The following is a 15,825-nucleotide window of genomic DNA, read 5'->3' on the forward strand; positions in this document are numbered from 1 at the left end:
ATGGCGGCCTGGGCTCCCGGACCTTTCGACAACGAAGAGGCCGCCGACTTCGTCGAGGACCTGACCGAGGCGCCGGACTGGCGCATGGTCGTGACCCTGATGGAGCACGCCGCCGGCGTCAGCGGCTATCTGGAAGAGGCCGAGGGCGAACTGGCCGTGGCCGCCGCCGCGGTGGTCGCCTCGTGCGTCGGCAGGGCCTCGGTGCTGCCCGACACCCACGCCGACCTGAAGGCCAAGATGGGCGCGCCGCCGGAAGGCGCGGCCAGCCTTGCCCGCAAGGCCCTGGCCCGCGTGGTCGGTCCGGCCTCCGAACTCGATGAACTCTGGCAGGAGGGCGAGGACCACGATGCGTGGCTCACCCAGATCGCCGCTCTGCAGTCCCTATTGAACGGCCAAACATGAGACCCGTCTTCGTCAACATCGGTGAGCGCACCAACGTCACCGGCTCGGCCAAGTTCAAGAAGCTGATCGTCGAGGGCGACTATCCGGCCGCCCTGTCGGTCGCGCGCCAGCAGGTCGAGGCCGGGGCCCAGGTCATCGACGTCAACATGGACGAGGGCCTGTTGGACTCGAAAGTGGCCATGGTCACCTTCCTGAACCTGATGGCCGCCGAGCCCGACATCGCGCGGGTTCCGGTGATGATCGACAGCTCCAAGTGGGAGGTGATCGAGGCCGGCCTGAAGTGCGTGCAGGGCAAGGCCATCGTCAACTCGATCTCGATGAAGGAAGGCGAGGCCAAGTTCATCGAGCAGGCAAGGCTGTGCCTGCGCTACGGCGCGGCCGTCGTGGTCATGGCCTTCGACGAGGTCGGCCAGGCCGACACCGCCGCCCGCAAGATCGAGATCTGCGAGAAGGCCTATCGCATCCTGGTCGACAAGGTGGGCTTCCCGCCGGAAGACATCATCTTCGACCCCAACATCTTCGCCGTGGCGACCGGGATCGAGGAGCACGACAACTACGCCGTCGACTTCATCGAGGGCACGCGCGAGATCAAGAAGCGCTGCCCGTACGCCCGCATCTCGGGCGGGGTGTCGAACGTCTCGTTCAGCTTCCGCGGCAACGAGCCTGTGCGCCGGGCGATCCACTCGGTGTTCCTGTACCACGCCATCGAGGCCGGCATGGACATGGGCATCGTCAACGCCGGCGACCTGCCGGTCTACGACACCCTGGATCCCGAACTGCGCGAGGCCGTCGAGGATGTAATCCTCAACCGTCCGCAGCGCACCAACGTCTCCAACACCGAGCGCCTGGTCGACATGGCCCCGCGCTACAAGGGCGACAAGAGCCAGGTCCAGACCGCCAATCTGGAATGGCGCAAGGGCACGGTGAACGAGCGCATCACCCATGCCCTGGTCAACGGCATCACCGAATATATCGACGCCGACACCGAGGAGGCGCGCCTGTCGGTCGAGCGACCGCTGCATGTCATCGAAGGCCACCTGATGGATGGCATGAACGTGGTCGGCGACCTGTTCGGCTCGGGCAAGATGTTCCTGCCGCAGGTGGTCAAGTCGGCCCGCGTGATGAAGCAGGCCGTGGCCTGGCTCGAACCCTTCATGGAGGCCGAGAAGGCCGGCAAGCCACGCGAGCAGGCCGGCCGCATCCTGATGGCCACCGTCAAGGGCGACGTCCACGACATCGGCAAGAACATCGTCGGCGTGGTCCTGCAGTGTAACAATTACGAGGTCATCGACCTGGGCGTCATGGTCCCGGCCGACCGCATCCTCGATGAGGCCAAGAAGCACAACGTCGACATGATCGGCCTGTCGGGCCTGATCACCCCGTCGCTGGACGAGATGGTGTTCGTGGCCTCGGAGATGGAGCGCCAGGGCTTCACCATTCCGCTGCTGATCGGCGGCGCCACCACCAGCCGCACCCACACGGCGGTCAAGATCGAGCCTGCCTATCACAAGGGCTCGACCACCTATGTGCTGGACGCCAGCCGCGCCGTCGGCGTGGTCTCGGGTCTGCTGTCGGCCAGCGAGCGCGATCGCCTGCAGGCCGAGACGCGGGCCGAATATGTCCGCATTCGCGAGCAGTACGCCCGGGGCCAGACGGTCAAGGCCCGCACCAGCATCGCCGAGGCCCGCCAGAAGAAGTTCGCCATCGATTGGGAAGGTTACACGCCGCCCAAGCCGACCTTCATCGGCGCGCGCACCTTCGAGCCGAGCCTCGAAGAGCTGGTCCCGTTCATCGACTGGTCGCCGTTCTTCGCCAGCTGGGAGCTGATCGGCCGCTTCCCGCAGATCCTGGAAGACGACGTGGTCGGCCAGGCCGCCACCGAGCTCTATGCCGAAGCCCGCGAGATGCTCGACAAGGTGGTCGCCGAGAAGTGGTTCGGGGCCAAGGGCGTGATCGGCTTCTGGCCGGCCCAGGCCGAGGGCGACGACATCGTCCTCTATACCGACGACACCCGCACCGTGGAGCTGTCGCGCCTGCACACCCTGCGCCAGCAGATGGACAAGGGCGCCGGCAAGACCAACGCGGCGCTGTCGGACTTCGTCGCGCCGGTGGGGCAGGGCGCGGACTATGTCGGCGGCTTCGCCGTTACCGCCGGCCATGGCGAGGACGAGATCGTCAAGCGCTTCAAGGACGCCGGCGACGACTACAGCGCCATCATGGCCAGCGCCCTGGCCGACCGCCTGGCCGAAGCCTTCGCCGAATGGCTGCACTACAAGGCCCGCGTCGAGCTGTGGGGCTACGCCGCCGATGAGGACGCCGACGCCGACCACATGATCGCCGAGACGTACCAGGGCATCCGCCCGGCGCCCGGCTATCCGGCCCAGCCCGACCACACGGAAAAGGGCACGCTGTTCAAGCTGCTCGACGCCGAAGCCGCCACCGGCATGATCCTGACCGAGAGCTACGCCATGAGCCCCGGCGCGGCGGTCTCGGGCCTCTATTTCAGCCACCCCAAGAGCCACTATTTCGGCGTCGGCAAGGTGGATCTGGACCAGGTCGAGGACTATGCCCGCCGCAAGGGCTGGGACCTCGCCAAGGCCGAGAAGTGGCTGTCGCCGATCCTCAACTACGACCCTAACGCCCGGGCCCGCGAGGCGGCGGCCTAAGATCTTATCGCCGCGACGTCTCGTTTCGGGATGGCCGGCGTCTTGCAGTCCACTCCACGGAAAGCTGTGGTGAGGGCCGGGATGTCTGATTTTGCACGCTGGGCGAGCTTCGAAGGTCGGACCGGACGGTCCGGCTTCTGGCTGGCGCTGCTCGTCGGTGGACTGGCGATCGCCGCGCCGCTGGCGTCCGAGGGGCTGTTGAGCCTGGCCGGTCTGCCGGCCTGGCGTCCGCTGGCCGTGCTGGATGGTCCGGAAGTCGGCTGGGCGCTTTGGCAGCAGCTGGCCAGCCTGGCCTATCTGGTCGCGATGATCCCGACGACCTGGTTGCTGCTGGCGGCTTTGGTCCGGCGCTGCCATGACCGCAACTGGAGCGGAGCCTTCCTGCTGGTGGGCCTGATCCCGATCGTGCAGCTGTGGCCGTTGGTCGAGCTGGGCCTGCTGGCCGGCACGCCAGGCGACAATGGCTATGGGCCCCGCGCTGGGCCGGCGGTCGATTCCTTGGAGATGCGGCTCGAGACCGCTCCGGCCGCGCCGCCGCCAGTCGTGGCGACCGAGCCCGCCGTCGATCCCTTCGCGCCCGAGCCTGAGTTCGATCCCTTCGCCTCGACGACGGAGCGCTCGGTTCCCGCCCACCGCTTCGACGACGAACCTTTGACGCTGGAGCCTTCGCCGGCCCCGGTCGCGCCGCGAACCGTCACGCCGCCGCGCGTGCCGCTGCTCGTCGCGCCGCTGGTCAAGTACGCCCGCTTCGACGGACGGGCCTCGCGCTCGGAATACTGGCTGTTCGTGCTGTTGCAGTGGTTTTTGCTGGCTGCGGTGGTCGCCGGGCTGGTCGCCCTGCTGCCGCCCGGACGAGCGTCCGCGCCGTTCCTGGTGATGGGCGTCGGCGCGGTGGCCATCGGCCTGCTGCTGCCCAACCTGGCGGTGACCTCACGCCGTCTTCATGACGCGGACCTGTCGTTCGCCTGGTGGCTGGTGACCTTCATCCCGTTCATCGGGGGACTGATCAATCTGGTTCTGATGTGCCTGGGCGGCACGCGTGGGAGCAATCAGTACGGCCCCGATCCGCGCCGCGCGTGACCCATTTTCGCGCCTCATACCCAGAATAGCGTACCGATGTGCGCCGAAAGGTCCGAAGACGCCCGACGGTAAGGGTTTCACAACGAGTGCCGTGGACCATGCGACCGGTCGGGTGGGACCGGGGAATGAACCGTAGCAACAACATCGAGCTGAAGATCTTCGGCCTGATCGTCGGCATGGCGATGGGCATGATCCTGCTCGCCGCTGGCCTGTTGTTCACCGCCACCCGCCAGGCCGACCTGCGCGAGCGCCAATACGAACAGAGCCTGGTAGCCAACGGCCTGCGTCAGCGCGCCAAGGAGGTCCAGGCCACCCTCAACCCGTACATCATCTGGGACGAGGCGATTCACAAGCTGGACAACGACTTCGACCTGGAGTGGGCCAGCCAGAACATCGGCGCCTCGATCGGCGGGGCCCTGGGCTACAGCGTCGTCTTCGTGCTGGATGGCGACAACAAGCCGATCTACGGCCACATGAACGGCACCGACGTCGCGCCGGAATCTTTCGAGATCTATTCGGCCCAGACCCAGCGCCTGATCAAGGCCGTTCGCGCCATCGAGAAGGATCCGGTCAAGGTCGCCCAGCTGCGCACCGTGCACAAAGGCCGCGTCGAGCTGGTCGCCGGCGAGCCGGTGATGATCACCGTGTCGCTGGTGCGTCCCGACCTGAAGGCCAAGCTCAAGGGCGAGCGCGCGCCGCTGATCGTCTCGGGCATGCCGGTGGCCAGCAGTGTGGTGAAGGCCTTCTCCGAACGCTTCCTGCTGAAGAACGCCCGCATCGAGATCGTGCCGGCCAACCAGATCAAGGGCCAGAACGCCCAGACCCTGCTGAGCCGCGCCCCCGACGGCCGGGGCATCGTGCTGCGCTGGGATCCGCGCCGGCCGGGCGCCGAGCTGCTGCGCCAGGCCACGCCCCTGCTGCTGCTGGCCTTCATGGCCGCCGCGATCGGCTCGTTCCTGTTGTTCCGTGTCACCCGCCAGGCCGCCAAGAAGCTGCTGCTCAGCGAAGCCGAGGCCAAGCACCTGGCGCTGCACGACCCGCTGACGGGCCTGGCCAACCGCACCCTGTTCACCGACCGCCTGGTCCACGCCCACGCGCTGCTCAAGCGCAAGTCGGGCTATCTGGGCGTGCTGTGCATCGACCTGGACCGCTTCAAGGAGGTCAACGACAGCTACGGCCACGACGCCGGCGACCAGGTGATCCGCGAGGTCGCCCGTCGCCTGAAGGCCATCTGCCGCGACACCGACACCATCTGCCGCCTGGGCGGCGACGAGTTCGCCATCATCCAGCCCGACACCAATCCCGCCGGCTGCGCCACCCTGGCCCAGCGCGTGGTCGAGGGCCTGTCGGGCGAGCTGGACCTGACCATCGGCCGCGCCGAGCTGTCGTGCTCGGTCGGGGTGGCGGTGGTGTCCGACGCCGACCAGGGTCAGGCCGAGATGCTGCGCCAGGCCGACGTCGCCCTCTATCGCGCCAAGGAAGCCGGCCGCGGCCGCTACGCCTTCTTCGAGCCCGAGATGGACGCGGCCCTGCGCCTGCGCAAATCGCTGGAGCGCGACCTGCGCGCGGCCATCGAGCAGGAGCGCCTGACCGTCGCCTACCACCCGCTGACCGACGCGCGCGGCGTGATCACCGGCGTCGAGGCCCTGGCGCGCTGGAACGATCCGGAGCGCGGCGACATCTCGCCGGCCATTTTCATTCCGCTGGCCGAGACCACCGGCCTGATCGCCGCCATCGGACGCTCGGTCTTCCGCCGCGCCTGCTACGACAGCCTGCGCTGGTCGGGCCTGGAGGTGTCGGTCAACGTCTCGGCCCTGCAGCTCAGCAATCCCGGCTTCGTCGACGAGATCGAGGCCACCCTGCTGGAGACCGGCGCCCAGGCCTCGACCTTCGTGCTGGAGATCACCGAGACGGCCCTGCTCAAGGACAGCGACGGCGTCCACGAGGCCCTGCGCCGCATCAAGCGTCTGGGCTTCCGCCTGGCGCTGGACGATTTCGGCACCGGCTACGCCAGCCTGGCCTATCTGCGCCGCCATCCGATCGACAAGCTGAAGATCGACCGCTCGTTCGTCTCGAACCTGACGGCCGAGGGCGAGGCCGCCTCCGTGGCCAGCGCCATCATCAGCCTGGCCCGCTCGCTGGGTCTGAAGACTACGGCCGAGGGCGTCGAGACCCAGGCCCAGTTCGACATCCTGGTGAAGCTGGGCTGCGTCGAGTTCCAGGGCTTCCTGCTGGGCCGCCCGATGCCGGCCGACGCCATCGCCGCCGTTCGCGAGGCTCGCGCCAAGCCCGCCCGTGAAACCGCCCCGAGCCGCACGCGCCGCTGACCGTCGCAAGGGAAGGCTGGTCAACCGGCGTTCTCTGACGTCATGCTCGCCTCGAACGGGGGCGACGACTCCCGACGAGCGGGAGGGAAAGACGTGGATCATCAAGGCGTCAGCCGCAGGAGCCTCGCGGCTCTGGCGCTGAGCGGGGCGGCCGTCGGCCTGAGCGGTTGCGAGGGCAGGCCCGACACCGAACTCCATCCCAAGTCCCGCCAGTTTTCCAGGGACTTCATCTGGGGCGTGGCCACGGCCGCCTTCCAGACCGAGGGCGGGCTGGATGTCGACGGGCGCGGGCCCAGCGTCTGGGACGGGTTCTCCAAGCGGCCGGGGATCGTCAAGGACGGCTCGGACGCCAGCGTCGCCACCGACAGCTACCGCCGCTATGCCGAAGACATCGATCTGATCGCGGGAGCAGGGCTAGACGCCTATCGCTTCTCGATCGCCTGGTCGCGGATCCTGCCGACCGGGGAGGGGGCGATCAATCCGGCCGGCCTCGACCACTATTCGAAGATGGTCGACGTCATGCTGGCCAAGGGAATCGCGCCCTACGCCACGCTGTTCCATTGGGACCTGCCCCAGGCGCTGCAGGACAAGGGCGGCTGGGCCAACCGCGACACCGCCCTTCGCCTGGCCGACTACGCCCACGCCGTGGTCGAGGCTCTGGGCGACCGGCTCAAGCGCTACATCATCCTCAACGAGGCGGCGGTGCACGCGGTGTTCGGCCATGTGCTGGGCGAGCACGCGCCGGGGCTGAAGGACTTCAACCAGCTGGGACCTGTGGTCCACCACATGAACCTGGGGCAAGGCCTGGCGATCCAGGCGCTGCGGGCGGCGCGGACCGATCTGTCGATCGGCACCACCATGGCCCTGCAGCCCTGCCGACCGGCGGGCGGAGCGTTCTGGAACCGCCTGGCCTCGGACGGGCTGGACGCGCTGTGGAACCAGGCCTGGCTCGATCCCCTGTTCAAGGGGACCTATCCCAAGCCGCTGGCCGAGTTGATGAAGGACGGCCTGGTCCATGACGGCGACATGGCGACGGTCCGCCGGACGGTCGACTTCCTGGGCGTGAACTACTATGCGCCGGCCTATATGCGGCTGGACCTGGCCTCCCCTAGCAAGATCGCACCGGCCAATCCGCCCAAGGGCGCGGAGCTGGACGCCTTTGGCCGCCACATCGATCCGTCGGGCCTTTACCAGGTGCTGGAGCGGGTGCGCACGCAGTACGGCAATCCGCTGGTGCTGATCACCGAGAACGGCTGCTCGGACCCGTTCGGCACGGGGCCGGCGGTGATCGAGGACACGTTCCGGATCAACTACCTGCGCCGGCACCTGGAAGCGGTGCTGGCCGCGCGCGAGGCCGGTTCACGGGTCGGCGGCTATTTCGAGTGGACCCTGCTGGACAATTTCGAGTGGGACCTAGGCTACACCTCGAAATTCGGCCTGGTGGCGCACGACCGGGCCACCGGCGTGCGCACGCCCAAGGCGTCCTACGCGTGGTTCAAGGCGCTGGCGGAGAGCGGAGCGCTACAATCCTCCCCCTGACGGGGGAGGATCTTCAGATCAGTCCGGCTTGCAGATCAGCACGTCCTTGCCGTTGCGCTTGGCGGGCTCGAGGCGGCCGGCGCAGGGCTTGGGATCGGCGTAGTCGATGATGATCTCGGCCTTGGCGGGAGCCTTGGTCGTGGTCGGCGCGGGAGCCGCCGGCTTGGCGACGGCGGGCTTCGCCGCGACCGGCTTGGCCGCGGTCGGGGCAGGCGTCGGCTTGGTGGCGGGAGCCTTCTCGACGGGCGGCTTGGCGGCGGGCTTGGTCACGAGGGGCTTGGCGGCGGCCGGTTGGGGCCGGGGCGTTTCTTTGATCACCAGCGCGGCCGGCGGCGGGGCCTGGTCCATCAGCGGCTCGGCCTTGGGCGCGGGCGGCGCCAGTTCCGGCGCAGGCGTCGGCTCGGCGCGGGTCGCCGACGGGGTCTCCAGCGGCTTGGCGGCGTTGTAGATCAGGGCCTTGCCCAGCACGTTGGAGCGCTTTTCCAGCGTCTTGGCGCGGGTCTCGCAATCGCCGGGCGGCGACCAGCTCATCCACACCTGGGCCAGGCGCGCCTTGTTGATGGTGTCCGAGCCGGCCCAGACCGAACGACCTCGGTTGATCGCCGCGCGACCATAGTCCGCGATCGGACGCGGGCTGGCCTTCTCGGCCGCCGTGATCGCGCTGGTGAAGGTCTTGATGTCGGTCCGGGCCTGGGCGCGCATCTCCGGATAGGTCTTCAGCGAGGCCTCGACGCCGTCGGGGCCCGGGAAGGCCTTCTCGATCCGGGTGACCTCCGGCATCACCTTGTCATAGAGGTCCAGATAGCCGCCCAGCGCGCCATAGCACCACGAGACATAGCCATAGTCGTCGGTCGGCGCGGTCGCGGCGGGCGCGATCGGCGCGTTGGTCTGACCCATCATGGCCAAGGCGAGAAGAAGGGCGGTCCCCATGCGGGCGGAAGTCCTTTTAGAAGCTGCAGCGCATTGACTAGAGCATTTCGTGGCCGAATGGGACCACAGCATGGCGCCGGCTCCGTCCGTGGATGGCGCCGAAGCTGAGCCATAACGACTCAAGTCGAGAAAAGCTCCAGCATGAATTCGGCTTCATTCGACCCCCGGCGGGGTGGGGCGGCCGACAGAATATGCTATGGAAGCCTGATCCATGTCGCGCGGACGCGCGTACCTGACTTCGCCATCACTCCGCCACGCTCCTGGACTTTCAAGCTCTCAATGACTTTCTGGCGCAACATCGCAAGCATCGCCGCGCGCCGGCTGGATCTGGCCGACTGCACCGAATGTCCGTCCGGCCTGCCGGGCGAGGACCCCGCGTTCTCGACCGCGGTGACGGCGCTCGGCGCCAAGCTGGCCAAGGCCGACGGCCGCGCCGACGGTCATGAGTTCGAGGCCTTCACCGAGGTGTTCCATCCCGATCCGGCCTCGGAAGACAACATCCACCGCCTGTACGACCTGGCCCGCCAGACCACGCACGGCTTCGAGAGCTACGCCAAGCGCCTGGCCAAGCGCTACGGCTCGTGCCCGCAGATCCTGGAAGACGTCATCGACGGCCTCTTCCATATCGCCAAGGCCGACGGCGTGGTGACCCAGGACGAGCTGGACTACATCGAGCGGGTCTCGGACCTGTTTGGCCTGTCGCCCCTGTCGTTCCGCCGCCTGCGCGCCGTGCATCTGGGCGCGGGTCCGGACGATCCGTACATGATCCTCGACGTGCCGGCGGACGCCGAGGACGCGGTTGTCCGCGCCGCCTGGAAGTCGGCCCTGTCGGACGCCCACCCCGACCGCGCCCGCGCTCGGGGCCTGCCCGCCGAGTTCATCGAGGTGGCCGAGGCCAAGTCGGCCGCCATCAACGCCGCCTTCACGACGGTGATGCGCGAGCGTCGGGAACTGGGCCTGGCGACCGCTGGTTAGCCTGGCGGTTACCCAGAGACGATATGTATCGGGAAAAATGGGCTTTTCAGATCGATCACGCGGGTGTTGAGTTGACGTTCAGCCTCCGTGAACCAACCTTGTTGACCATACGGACTGATATACGGCGCTAGCGCTGGGAAGGGACGATTGATGACGGGCTCGACATCGATGGCCGGCGGTTCGGTTTTCCGCAGCATGGCCTGGCTGGCCGGCGCCCTGGCGACGTCCGCCGCCGTCGTGATCGGCTCGGTTCTCGCCGTCGTCTTCGCCGCCACCGTCGTCGTGATCGGTTTCATGGGCAGCGCGCTGTTCGGTCTGGTGGCGCTGGCCCTCCGGGCTCGTCGCACGGTCAAGGCCAAGGCCAGCAGCGATCCGTCGCTGATCGAGGCCCGCCACGTCGGCGGCCACTCCTGGGTGGCCTACGGCTGGAACGAGCGGCCCTAACTTTTCCAACGGATACGCCGCCTTCCTCAACGTCGCCCTTGCGGCGCGCGGCCGCGTGGTCGATGCTGCATTCAAACAAACGTTGGGAGGCTAGCATGATCGGTGTCGTCGCGACCTTGAAGGTCCAGCCGGACAAGACGTCCGAGTTCGAGGCGGTGTTCCTCGACATGGCGGCCAAGGTGAAGGCCAACGAGTCCGGCTGCCTGATGTACCAGCTGACCAAGTCCAAGACGGAAGTCGGGATCTACAAGGTGCTGGAGCTCTACGCTTCCGCCGACGACCTGAAGGCTCACGGCGGTACGGACTATTTCAAGGCAGGCGGCGCGGCGATGGGGCCGTTCATGGCCGGTCGTCCCGAGATCGAATATCTGGACGCGGTCGAGTAGCCGCCATGGATCTCGCCTTTTCGCCCGAAGACCTGGCCTTCCAGCAAGAGGTCCGCGACTGGATCGCGTCGGCCTATGACGACGACCTGCGCAAGCAGATGAGCCAGTCCAAGAACGGCTATCTGGACAAGGCCGGCCAGGTGAAATGGCAGAAGAAGCTGGCCGAGCGGGGCTGGGCCGCGCCCGACTGGCCAGTGGAGTGGGGCGGCACGGGCTTCACCGCCTCGCAGCGCTACATCTTCAACATGGAGCTGTCGCTGGCCGGCACGCCGAACCCGTCGCCGATGGGCCTGAAGATGTGCGCCCCGGTGATCCTGGCCTTCGGCACCGAAGAGCAGAAGAAGCAGCACCTGCCGCCGATCCTGTCGTCCGACATCTGGTGGTGCCAGGGCTATTCGGAGCCGGGTTCGGGCTCGGACCTCGCCTCGCTGCAGATGAAGGCCGAGCGAGACGGCGACGACTATGTCCTGAACGGCTCGAAGATCTGGACGACCCACGCCCAATGGGCCGACTGGATGTTCTGCCTGGTGCGCACTTCGACCGAGGGCAAGCCGCAGGAGGGGATCTCGTTCCTGCTGCTGCGGATGGACACCCCTGGCATCCAGATCAAGCCGCTGCCGACGCTGGACGGTCCCGCTGAGGGCGAGCAGGAGATCAACCAGGTCTTCTTCGACAATGTCCGCGTGCCGATCTCCAACCGCATCGGCGAGGAGAACAAGGGCTGGACCTACGCCAAGTACCTGCTCGAGTTCGAGCGCGGCAACGCCTACGCGCCGGGCCTGATGAACATGCTCAAGAAGGTCAAGCGCATCGCGGCGCAGGAACTGTCCGACGACGGCGGCCGGCTGATCGACGATCCCGACTTCCGCACCAAGATCGCCAATCTGGAGATCGAGGTCGAGGCGCTGAACGCCGCCGAGCTGCGGATCTTCTCGGGCCGATCGGCGGGCAAGGCCGTGGGGCCGGTGTCATCGATGCTCAAATGCGTGGGCTCCGAAGCCCAGCAGGCGATCACCGAACTGACGCTCGAGGCGGTCGGGACCTATGCCGCGCCGTTTGTCCAGAACACCTGGGCGCCCAGCAACGAGGGCAGGGCCGGGCCGGACTACGCCGCGCCCGCCGCGCCGGCCTATTTCAGCTACCGCAAGGCGTCGATCTATGCGGGGTCGAACGAGATCCAGCGAAATATCATGGCGAAGATGGTGCTGGGGTTGTGAGGCCTTGCGTCCTTCGAGGCTCGGCTGCGCCTCGCACCTCAGGATGAGGGATTCTGTTCTGACTTCCTCATCCTGAGGCGCCCGCGCAGCGGGCCTCGAAGGACGCACAGCGTATCAACCAGACACCGATGCAGTTGCAGTTTTTCTGCATAGTCCACAATCGCAACCCGCTTCATAACTCGCCCAACACCGACCCTCCTTCGGAGCGCCCCATGGCCCTCGACGCCCTCTTCAAGCCGTTCGAATTCAAGTCGCTGAAGCTGCCCAACCGGGTTGTGATGGCGCCCATGACGCGGTCGTTCTCGCCCGGCGGCGTGGCCACCGACGATGTCGCGGCCTATTACCGCCGCCGCGCCGAGGGCCAGGTCGGCCTGATCGTCACCGAGGGCACGGGCGTGGCCCGTCCGGCCTCGTTGAACGACGCCAACATCCCGCGCTTCCACGGCGAAAAGGAACTGGCGGCCTGGAAGAAGGTCGTCGAAGAGGTCCACGCCGCCGGCGGCCTGATCGCGCCGCAGCTGTGGCACGTCGGTTCGGCTCAGGGGAAGGACAAGCTGGGCAAGGTCGACAGCCCCTCGGGCATCTCCAAGGCCGGCGGCGACCAGTTCACCACGCCGATGACCGACGAGGACGTGGCCGACACCATCGCCGCCTTCGCCGACGCCGCCAAGAACGCCAAGGCCCTGGGCTTCGACGCCATCGAGCTGCACGGCGCCCACGGCTATCTGATCGACCAGTTCTTCTGGAACGGCACCAACGTCCGTGACGATCATCTGAACGGCCCGACCATCGCCGAGCGCAGCAAGTTCGCCGCCGAGATTCTCAAGGCCGTCCGCGCCGCCGTCGGCCCCGACTATCCGGTCATCATTCGCCTGTCGCAATGGAAGCAGCAGGACTTCTCGGTCAAGAACGCCGAGACCCCGCAGCTGCTGGAAGCCTGGCTGCAGCCGCTGGCCGACGCCGGCGCGGACATCTTCCACTGCTCCCAACGCCGCTTCTGGGAGCCGGAGTTCGAGGGCAGCGACCTGAACTTCGCCGGCTGGGCCAAGAAGCTGACCGGCGCTCCGACCATCACCGTCGGCTCGGTGGGCCTGTCGGGCGAGTTCATCGCGGCGTTCGGCGGCGAAGGCAGCCAGCCGGCCTCGATCGACGGTCTTCTGGAGCGCCTGGATCGTGGCGAGTTCGACCTGGTCGGCGTCGGCCGCGCCCTGTTGCAGGATCCGGAATGGGTCGTGAAGATCCGCGACGGCCGCAACGACGAACTGAAGAACTTCGAACGCGAAGCCTTGGGCGTCCTCTACTAGGACACCCCCTGTTCCGGGGCTGTCCGCACGGACGGCCCCGGACCATGGTCTCTCATCGGACGGTGATCACGCGCGCCCGAAGGGGAGGCGCTGATGTCCTGGTTGCCCTATATCGCCGGCCTTCTGGCGCTGTCGGCCATCGCCTTGCTGGTGATCGGGTCGTTGTTGAAGGACTGAGCCGCCGCTAAAATCTTGTCATCCCGGCCGCAGCGCAGCGGAGAGCCGGGACCCAGGGCAACCGCAATGCGCTGGCCCCTGGGTCCCGGACAGCCTCTGCGAGGCTTCCGGGATGACAATTGGGGCTTGGCTAGTCGATCTTCTTCTTGAACACGTGCCAGCTGGGCTCCTTGCACAGCAGGCAGTCCTTGCCCTTGAACATCTTGGCCGCCGCCGCGTCGCCCTTCAGCCGCCAATCCAACCACGCCACCGCGATCTTGCCGAACGAGCCGCCGCCCGGCGCGCCATAGGTGCCGATGTGGCTCATGCCGTCCTCCCAGCCGAAGAACACGGGCACGTCGTTCAGCGCCTCGAAATTGGCGGCCGAGGCGGGGTAGGCGATGTCCAGCGCTTGCTCGCCGCTGATGAAAGCGACGGGGACCTTGATCTTGGCCAGAGCTTCGGTGGCGGGGTTGTTGGGGATCATGCCCGCGCCGCTGTTCCAGATCATCAGGGTGGTGATGCGCGGATCGCCGGCCACGTTCAGGGTCTGCACCCCGCCGCAGGACTGGCCCATCACCGCGATCTTGCTGGTGTCGATGCGGCCGAAGAACTTGCTGCCGGGACGGCTGTTTTCCTTGATCGCCCAGTCGATGCTCTCGGTCAGCTGCTCGGGCGTGGTCTTGCCTGGCGCGCGCGGCGGCTTGCTGGGATCGGGCGCTGGCGGGGGAGGCGGCGGCGGTGCGCCCGGGACGCGGATAGCCGGGTTCTCCTGCGGGCCGACCTCCAGCTCGGTATTGGCCATCACGCCGTTGGCGGCGACCAGATAGCCGTGGCTGGCGATCTCGGTCAGGAAGATGCGGAAGCGGTTGCCGGCGTTGATGCAGGCGCCGTTGCCCCAGGCGATCAGCGGCAGCTTGCCGGCCTTTTTCAGATCGGCCGGATAGTAGAGGACGTGAGCCGGCAGGGTCTCGTCGGTGACCATCACCGCCTTGTGCGGTCCCGCGCCCAGCGGCGTCTCGCCCGGCAGATAGGCGGGCCGGCCGAACGGCACGGGGCGGCCGTAGCTGTCGATCTCCTTCGACAGCACCGGGGCCGGAGCCAGCTGGGCGCTGGCGGCGGTGGCGCCGGCCAGGATCGTGACGAGCGACAGCGCGCCCAGGACGAGACGTTTCATGCGTTTCCTCTCCCGTCGCTTAACGCGACTTGTAATGTACGTTCCAGTTAATACATCATGGGTGGAGGCGAGCGTCAACGCGCCAGCGACGTGGCCTCGAGATGGGTGTGGAGGGGCAATAATTCTTGTCATCCCGGCCGCAGCGCAGCGGAGAGCCGGGACTCAGGGGCGACCGCAGTGCGCCGGCCCTGGGTCCCGGACAAGCGCTGCGCGCTTTCCGGGATGACAATTAGGGGCGGTCGGAGATCAGCCGTTGAAGTTCAGCTTCAACCCCGGCCTTGGCCACCGCGTCTTATAGAGCTTCCCCGTCCCCGACGCCGTGATCCACGCATCGCGCATATCCGCGCCGCCAAAGCAGATGTTGGTGATGATCACGTCCGGGAAGGCGAAGTGCTCGGTCGAGCCGTCGGGGTCGGAGGCGGTGATCCCGCCGTTGATGATGGTGGCCACGCAGATCTTGCCGCCGGCCTCGACCGCCAGGCTGTCCAGCAACTGGTAGCCCGGCAGGTTGCAGACGACGTTGCCGGGCGTCAGCGGCGCGGCCTCGGCCAGTACGCCGGGCTCGGCGATGTCGAACGACCACAGCCGGCCCAGCATGGTGTCGGCCATGTAGACGGTCTTCTCGTCGGGCGAGAGGCCCACGCCGTTGGGCGAGACGAAGTGGTCGCGCCAGCGGGTGATCTTCGAGCCGTCGGCGAGGGCGTAGTAGAGCGCCCCGGACTTGCGGCCATCGGGCGTGCTGCAGCCATGGTCGGTGAACCAGAAGCCGCCCTGCTTGTCGAAGACCAGGTCATTGGGTCCGACCAGCCGCTTGCCGTCGCACGCGGTGTAGAGCGTGGTGATCGCGCCGCTCGCCAGGTCGACCCGCTGGATCGATCCGCCCTCGTGGCTGGGCGGAGTGGGGCCGGGAATGTTCAGCCCGCCCATGTCGTGGAATTGGAAGCTGCCGCCGTTGTTGGCGACATAGATCGCGCCGTCCGGTCCGACCGCCGCGCCATTGGGGCCGCCGCCGGTCTCGGCCACGGTCTCGCGCCGTCCATCCGGTGTGATGCGGGTCAGGGTCTGGCGCTGGATCTCGGTGAGGATCACCGAGCCGTCGGCCATGGCGATCGGACCTTCGGGGAACTGCAGACCTTCGGCGACGAGTTGGATGTCCATGCGTCTCTCCCAGACCGCCTCTGGCGGGCGGATGGCAGGACTATAAACGCGCGTTTGAACGGGC

The 15,825-nt window shown here is 67.5% G+C and carries 13 protein-coding genes and 3 pseudogenes; 13 read left to right on the forward strand and 3 right to left on the reverse strand.

Going from position 1 to position 15,825, the window contains the following annotated elements:
• The 5 genes from AC1RUS_RS02735 (at nucleotide 1) to AC1RUS_RS02755 (ending at nucleotide 8,014) form a co-directional block, all read left to right on the forward strand.
• A complete protein-coding gene (locus tag AC1RUS_RS02735; RefSeq protein ID WP_492912767.1) occupies nucleotides 1-402 on the forward strand; it encodes a DUF4259 domain-containing protein in 402 nt (133 codons plus the stop codon).
• Entirely contained in the window at nucleotides 399-3,068 is a 2,670-nt protein-coding gene (metH, locus tag AC1RUS_RS02740; RefSeq protein ID WP_492912769.1) for a methionine synthase, read from the forward strand. Before AC1RUS_RS02735 ends, metH begins: the two co-directional genes overlap by 4 nt.
• Before the next feature lie 81 nt (nucleotides 3,069-3,149).
• The gene (locus tag AC1RUS_RS02745; protein WP_492912771.1) at nucleotides 3,150-4,148 is read left to right on the forward strand and encodes a DUF805 domain-containing protein; all 999 of its coding nucleotides are present in this window, start codon (nucleotides 3,150-3,152) and stop codon (nucleotides 4,146-4,148) included.
• A 125-nt stretch (nucleotides 4,149-4,273) separates the two neighbouring features.
• The gene (locus AC1RUS_RS02750; protein WP_492912773.1) at nucleotides 4,274-6,475 is read left to right on the forward strand and encodes a bifunctional diguanylate cyclase/phosphodiesterase; all 2,202 of its coding nucleotides are present in this window, start codon (nucleotides 4,274-4,276) and stop codon (nucleotides 6,473-6,475) included.
• Nucleotides 6,476-6,568: 93 nt separating this feature from the next.
• Nucleotides 6,569-8,014 (forward strand): GH1 family beta-glucosidase, encoded by a 1,446-nt coding sequence (locus tag AC1RUS_RS02755; protein ID WP_492912775.1) that lies wholly within the window; start codon nucleotides 6,569-6,571, stop codon nucleotides 8,012-8,014.
• An 18-nt stretch (nucleotides 8,015-8,032) separates the two neighbouring features.
• Here the strand turns inward: AC1RUS_RS02755 and AC1RUS_RS02760 are convergent, their stop codons facing one another.
• Nucleotides 8,033-8,944 carry a hypothetical protein gene (locus tag AC1RUS_RS02760; protein WP_492912777.1) on the reverse strand — a complete coding sequence of 304 codons (912 nt, stop codon included), beginning with the start codon at nucleotides 8,942-8,944 and terminating at the stop codon, nucleotides 8,033-8,035.
• A 279-nt stretch (nucleotides 8,945-9,223) separates the two neighbouring features.
• On the opposite strand from AC1RUS_RS02760, the gene AC1RUS_RS02765 reads away from it, so the two are divergent.
• The 7 genes and pseudogenes from AC1RUS_RS02765 to AC1RUS_RS02795 form a co-directional block, all read left to right on the forward strand.
• Nucleotides 9,224-9,919, forward strand: a complete 696-nt coding sequence (locus AC1RUS_RS02765) for a TerB family tellurite resistance protein (protein WP_492912779.1) — start codon at nucleotides 9,224-9,226, stop codon at nucleotides 9,917-9,919.
• Between the two features lie 150 nt (nucleotides 9,920-10,069).
• A complete protein-coding gene (locus AC1RUS_RS02770) occupies nucleotides 10,070-10,363 on the forward strand; it encodes a hypothetical protein (RefSeq protein WP_492912781.1) in 294 nt (97 codons plus the stop codon).
• Nucleotides 10,364-10,458: 95 nt separating this feature from the next.
• Complete coding sequence (locus AC1RUS_RS02775) at nucleotides 10,459-10,749, forward strand: putative quinol monooxygenase (protein WP_492912783.1); 291 nt, start codon at nucleotides 10,459-10,461, stop codon at nucleotides 10,747-10,749.
• A gap of 5 nt (nucleotides 10,750-10,754) precedes the next feature.
• Nucleotides 10,755-11,966, forward strand: a complete 1,212-nt coding sequence (locus AC1RUS_RS02780; protein ID WP_492912785.1) for an acyl-CoA dehydrogenase family protein — start codon at nucleotides 10,755-10,757, stop codon at nucleotides 11,964-11,966.
• Nucleotides 11,967-11,990: 24 nt separating this feature from the next.
• A pseudogene (locus AC1RUS_RS02785) lies at nucleotides 11,991-12,082 on the forward strand (hypothetical protein); the annotation flags it as partial.
• 96 nt (nucleotides 12,083-12,178) lie between these two features.
• A complete protein-coding gene (locus AC1RUS_RS02790; RefSeq protein ID WP_492912787.1) occupies nucleotides 12,179-13,270 on the forward strand; it encodes an NADH:flavin oxidoreductase in 1,092 nt (363 codons plus the stop codon).
• A 190-nt stretch (nucleotides 13,271-13,460) separates the two neighbouring features.
• Nucleotides 13,461-13,597: pseudogene (locus AC1RUS_RS02795) on the forward strand (hypothetical protein); the annotation flags it as partial.
• On the opposite strand, the gene AC1RUS_RS02800 reads toward AC1RUS_RS02795, so the two are convergent.
• Entirely contained in the window at nucleotides 13,578-14,603 is a 1,026-nt protein-coding gene (locus tag AC1RUS_RS02800) for a poly(ethylene terephthalate) hydrolase family protein (RefSeq protein ID WP_492912789.1), read from the reverse strand. The pseudogene AC1RUS_RS02795 and the gene AC1RUS_RS02800 overlap by 20 nt on opposite strands.
• 90 nt (nucleotides 14,604-14,693) lie before the next feature.
• Here AC1RUS_RS02800 and AC1RUS_RS02805 point away from each other — a divergent pair.
• Nucleotides 14,694-14,836 (forward strand): annotated as a pseudogene (locus AC1RUS_RS02805) (hypothetical protein).
• A 13-nt stretch (nucleotides 14,837-14,849) separates the two neighbouring features.
• Here AC1RUS_RS02805 and AC1RUS_RS02810 read toward each other — a convergent pair.
• Nucleotides 14,850-15,761, reverse strand: a complete 912-nt coding sequence (locus AC1RUS_RS02810; protein WP_492912791.1) for an SMP-30/gluconolactonase/LRE family protein — start codon at nucleotides 15,759-15,761, stop codon at nucleotides 14,850-14,852.
• Nucleotides 15,762-15,825: the final 64 nt, after the last annotated feature.

The sequence above is a fragment of the Caulobacter sp. GW821-FHT10F06 genome, assembly GCF_058809215.1.